Here is a 4740-nt window from a genome sequence, read left to right as displayed (position 1 = left end):
GAAATCCGCAGGGAAGACCTCGGAGACAGAGTGATGCAGTACCTCGGTCCGCGACTTGGAGTACATGCTCTCCATCTGCGTGTTCCAGCTCTCGATTCGGTCTTCGAGATCGACGGCAAAGACGCCGACGTTGATCGACTCGACGATGTTCTCGTGGAACTCCTTGAGCCTTTCAAATTCGCCAATCTTCTGTTCGAGTCGCTGGTAGAGCTGGGCATTTTGAATAGCGATGCCAATATAGCCGGCGAGCGATTCCAGCAGTTCCATATCTTCGCTGGAGAGAAAGTCGCCGTCGTCGGTGCGGCCCAAACCAATGATGGCGACGGTGCGCGTTCCTGAGCCCTCACGATTGGCGACACGACAAGGAAGGTAATAGTTCAAATCCAGATTGCGCGCGCTGCTGCGCTGTGCGTCGGGCAGCCGAAGAACCTGCTGGGGAGTCTCGAGAAAGATATGGCTGTTGGCGCCTGGACGGTCGAAGTCGAGAAAGCGGACGTCGAGCGTCTGCAGGTCGGCAGCGTGAAGATTGCTGAGACCGTGCGAGGCGGCCAGCTCAAACTGTGGATCAGTAGCCAGAGAACGGTTACCGTCCGTCGCCAGAAAAACAGCCACGCGAGTGACTAGCAGCGTTTGCGGAAGACGCTCGACGATGGAATCGAGCAACGCCCGCAGGTCTGTCTGCGAGTTCAGGCCTCGGCCGAACTCAACCAGCGTCTCGCGGTAGTCAAAACGTTTTTGATCGAATAGCCGGTCTACGCGTCCCTGAATCGCCTTCTTGAGCGGCTCGAACAGAATGCCCGTGAAGACAATGGCAGCCAGCAACCCCCAGACATGCAGGCTCGGCAGACGCGCGCGAACCATCTCCGCGGTGACCGCGACGATGACGAAATAGAGGCCCACCAGCGATGCGGTTGCAAGGGTGTAAGTCACGCCGCGCTTGAAGATCAGGTCTACGTCCATCAGCCGGTAGCGCACGATGGCCCAACTGAAGGTAAGCGGAAGAAAGATCAGTGACAGCCCGGCGATCTTCGTCAGGAGCGAAGGAACCGAGGTCCCCGAAAAGTAGAGATAAGGGATGACGTAGAGCAGCGTGAACGGCGTAATCGTCAGCAGGGTGCCGCGCGTGAGCCACTTCAACTGCTGCCGCTCCAGCCCGGACTCGGCTCGCTGATAGCGGAAACGGAAGACGATTGCAGCGATGACGTAGTAGATCGCCAGATAGGCAACCGCAATCTGATCGAGGCGATGCCGCAAAAGCTCCGTGGCCGACCAGTACTGGAGCGCCGAGTATTGCAGGCCTATCAAAATGACTGCCGGCGTATAAATCGCAGCGGTCAGGAAACTGCGCTTCAGCTTGTTAGGCCGATTGGATGCGAATGCATCGGAGAAGCTGACCGCAAAGTGGACAAATAGCGCCGGTTGGAGCGCCTCCGCGACGATGTTGCCCCAGTAGATAATCTGGTCGAAGGTGTCGAACTGGGTGGTGTACTTGAACGAGTATAGGACGAAAGAGACCAGGCAAAAGACATAGAAATGCAGTGATTTCGGTGACGTCCACCGTCGAAACAGGACGTAAATTCCAATGGCAAGGTAGACAAGCGCGATGAACCGGAGCCACTGGTTGCTGGAGCGGTCCTGGGGAACGAGAATGACCTGAATGTCGAGTTTGGCCGATCCCTGAAGGTCGATCGAATGAGGGACCGGGCGCTGAATGGAATAGGTCGCATGGGACCAGATCCCGCTGCGAAACCACTCGCGTACAAGAGGAGCCAAACGTTCGGTTGGCTCATCGTTGATGGCTACAAGAATGTCTCCGGTTCGGATGCCGGCGCGAAAGCCGGGGGAGTCGACAGGAACCCGCTGAGCCCGCAATCCACCCGCAGCCTCGATCCACGAGACGCCGTCGGTAGGGACATCAAAATGGCTCTCGCGCTGGAGATTGATGCCTGCGAGCACGCACACAGCCAGCGTCGCTAAAGCGAGCGCGATAGCCAGAATACGCGTTTGGAAGCCATTCTTCATAAGGCTACGACAACTTCATTAAGCACATTGTGTACCAAATGAGTATAGGACCATAAAGCTGAATTTATTGAATGTGGAGCGCTGCAACCTACAGAAAATCATAACTCATACCGTAATGCTGGTAGACATTGCTTTGTTGATCGGACAAGACCGAAAAGACATCGTCTGTGGGCTTGATTGCAAGGTTCAGAATTCCTCCTGGGTCAATTGTTAATTTTTCAAGAGAAATGCCTTTGCAAATTAATACTCCTGTAACATTTGCAAGTGGGGTTAAAGCGATGCGGCAGGCTGTAGGGACAGGAGAGGCATTTGTATCGGTAGCGGGCGTAAAGGTCCACTATCAATATGCTGGCTCCGGATATCCGCTGCTCTTGCTGCACGGCCTGGTGGGGTCGGCGAGGAACTGGCAGCAAAATATCGGTTTTCTGGCGCAGGATGCCAGCGTCTATGCCGTCGACCTCTTCAATATGGGAGAATCGGAGCGCGTCCCCGGCCTCGACGCAGGGCTGGAGGCAACTGCGGACCGTATCGTCGCGTTCATGGACGAGTTAGGGTTGGATGAGGCCGATATCGGCGCACATTCTCATGGCGGAGCGGTAGCCATGATGTTGGCCGCGCGCCATCCATGTCGCGTGCGCAGTCTTATCCTGTTTGCTCCGGCGAACCCGTTTTGCGATCTGGGAAAGCAGTTAATCCGGTTCTATCAAACGAGGTTTGGGGTTTGGCTTGCCCGGCAGATTCCTCACCTGCCGAGAAGGTTGAAGGCTACGGCGCTGAGCCGGATGTATGGCGATCCTGCACGGGTGGCTGATGGCGCGCTGGAAGGATATATTGCTGGATTGCATGTTCCGGGGACGATTGACCATGTCTTGCAAATCATTCGCCGGTGGTCCGCTGATATGAGCCTTTTGCGCTCGATGCTCTCGAAGCTGAGCGGCAAGCCGACCCTGCTGATATGGGGTGACCGCGATCGCGCTGTGGGGCTTTCGTCAGGTCGTCAATTGGAACGGATGTTGCCGCAGTCGAGCCTTGTCGTAATTCATGGCGCGGGCCACATTGCGTTCGAAGAGATGCCGGAGATCTGCAATCAGACCATGCGGGAGTGGCTCCTGGATCGACTCCCGGTGGCGAGCAGTGCTGCTTAATCTCATTATTTCAATCAATTAAACCGAATTGTTCATGCAGCCAGCGAGCAATCTCCTGCTGCATCAGGCTTAGTTTTGGAGTCGGCGATTCTGGTGTCCCCTGAAAGAAATGCTCGGCTCCTTCTATCCAGACCAGTCGCTTTGGCTCTGTCGCCGTGGCAAAGACCGCTTCCATATGGGGGCGTGGACCGTATTGATCGTGATCTCCGCTGATAAAAAGCTTGGGTTGGGTGCAGTGGGAGAGGAAGTCGTAGCTGTAGTCTCGTCCCTCGGCGTGGGCGGGCAAGCCTAAGGCTACTAATCCCCTGACGCGGGCGTCGCCGCAACTGGCGCGCAGTGCTACGTAGGAGCCGAAGGAGAACCCGGCGACCAGGATGGGCAGCTTGAGGTTGGCTTCGAGCCAGTTGAGGGCGGCGTGAACGTCCTCCTGCTCCCCGCGGCCTTCGTCGAAGGCTCCTTCGCTGAGACCGACGCTGCGGAAGTTAAAGCGCAGGGTAGGCAAGCCGAAAGAGCTGAACGACTTCATGGCGTGATAGACGACCTTGTTGTGCATGGTGCCGCCGCCCTTGGGATGAGGATGGCAGAGCAGCACGGCGTAGGGAGCGTCCTCGTGGCCACTGTTCAGCAGGGCTTCGAGCCGCCCGGCGGGGCCGTGGAGGTCGTCGACCGAGATAATTTGCGACGGGTTCTTTTGAGTCATTTTTATTGATTTTATGCCTTGCTGCATGCACAGCCAGCTATCGGCCCCGCATGAAACCCGGCACCGGTGTCGTATGCTGGAGAAATGCCGATTGACCCCATTCAGCTCACAAAACAGCTCGTCGACATCGACTCGACCACCTACCATGAAGGCGCCGCCGGGGCCTTTCTGTACGAATTTCTAGCCTCCGAAGGCTATGCCGTCGAGAAGATGCCGGTCGAGCAACCAGAGTTGAAGTTGACCCCGGGCGCGGGGAGCGGAGAGCGGTTCAATGTCTACGCCGCGTTGCCGGGAGTCACCCCGGACGTCGTTCTCTCGACCCACATGGACACGGTTCCGCCGTTCTTCGGCTGTCGCGAGGACGATGAGTTCCTCTATGGTCGCGGGACCTGCGATGCGAAGGGAATTATTGCCGCCCAGGTAGCAGCTGCGGACCGGCTGCGAGCTGCCGGGGTGAAGGTGGGGCTGCTGTTTGTCGTGGGCGAAGAGCGGGACTCGGCAGGGGCGAAAGTGGCCAACCAGTTCTCAAAGGGCTCGAAGTTTCTGATCAATGGCGAGCCTACGGACAACCGGCTGGCGCTGGCGACCAAGGGCGCGCTGCGCGTGGAACTTCGAAGCCATGGGCGCATGGCGCATTCGGCTTATCCCGAACTGGGAGAGTCGGCCATCGACAAGCTGGTGGACGCGCTGCACGATGTGAAGGCGTTGGCGCTGCCGGAGGAGCCGGAGATTGGCCCTTCGACGTTGAATATTGGGCTGATCGAAGGTGGGCGCGCCCCAAACGTGATCGCAGACAAGGCAGAGGCGCATATCCTGATCCGTACGGTTGGCCCGTCGCAGCAGGTCAAGGACCTCATTCTGAAGACGGTGGGA

Annotated in this window: 4 protein-coding genes; 2 read left to right on the top strand and 2 right to left on the bottom strand. The window is 57.6% G+C overall.

Annotated elements, in window-relative coordinates:
• Positions 1–2022 (bottom strand): GAF domain-containing protein (locus tag VMU57_RS16845; protein WP_325385504.1); only part of this gene is annotated, 2022 nt, incomplete at its 3' end.
• A gap of 278 nt (positions 2023–2300) precedes the next feature.
• Here VMU57_RS16845 and VMU57_RS16840 point away from each other — a divergent pair.
• Positions 2301–3167 carry an alpha/beta fold hydrolase gene (locus VMU57_RS16840; protein ID WP_325385502.1) on the top strand — a complete coding sequence of 289 codons (867 nt, stop codon included), beginning with the start codon at positions 2301–2303 and terminating at the stop codon, positions 3165–3167.
• 10 nt (positions 3168–3177) lie between these two features.
• Here the strand turns inward: VMU57_RS16840 and VMU57_RS16835 are convergent, their stop codons facing one another.
• Positions 3178–3867, bottom strand: coding sequence for an alpha/beta hydrolase (locus VMU57_RS16835; protein ID WP_325385500.1), 690 nt, complete (start codon positions 3865–3867; stop codon positions 3178–3180).
• Positions 3868–3951: 84 nt separating this feature from the next.
• Here VMU57_RS16835 and VMU57_RS16830 point away from each other — a divergent pair.
• Positions 3952–4740: M20/M25/M40 family metallo-hydrolase (locus tag VMU57_RS16830; RefSeq protein WP_325385498.1), on the top strand; the 789-nt coding region annotated here is incomplete at its 3' end.

Origin of the sequence: Edaphobacter sp. (assembly GCF_035532915.1) — a bacterium.
Classification (GTDB): Bacteria; Acidobacteriota; Terriglobia; order Terriglobales; family Acidobacteriaceae; genus Edaphobacter.
The sequence above is the reverse complement of the archived record's forward strand: the minus strand, read 5'-3'. Positions and strand labels throughout refer to the sequence as shown.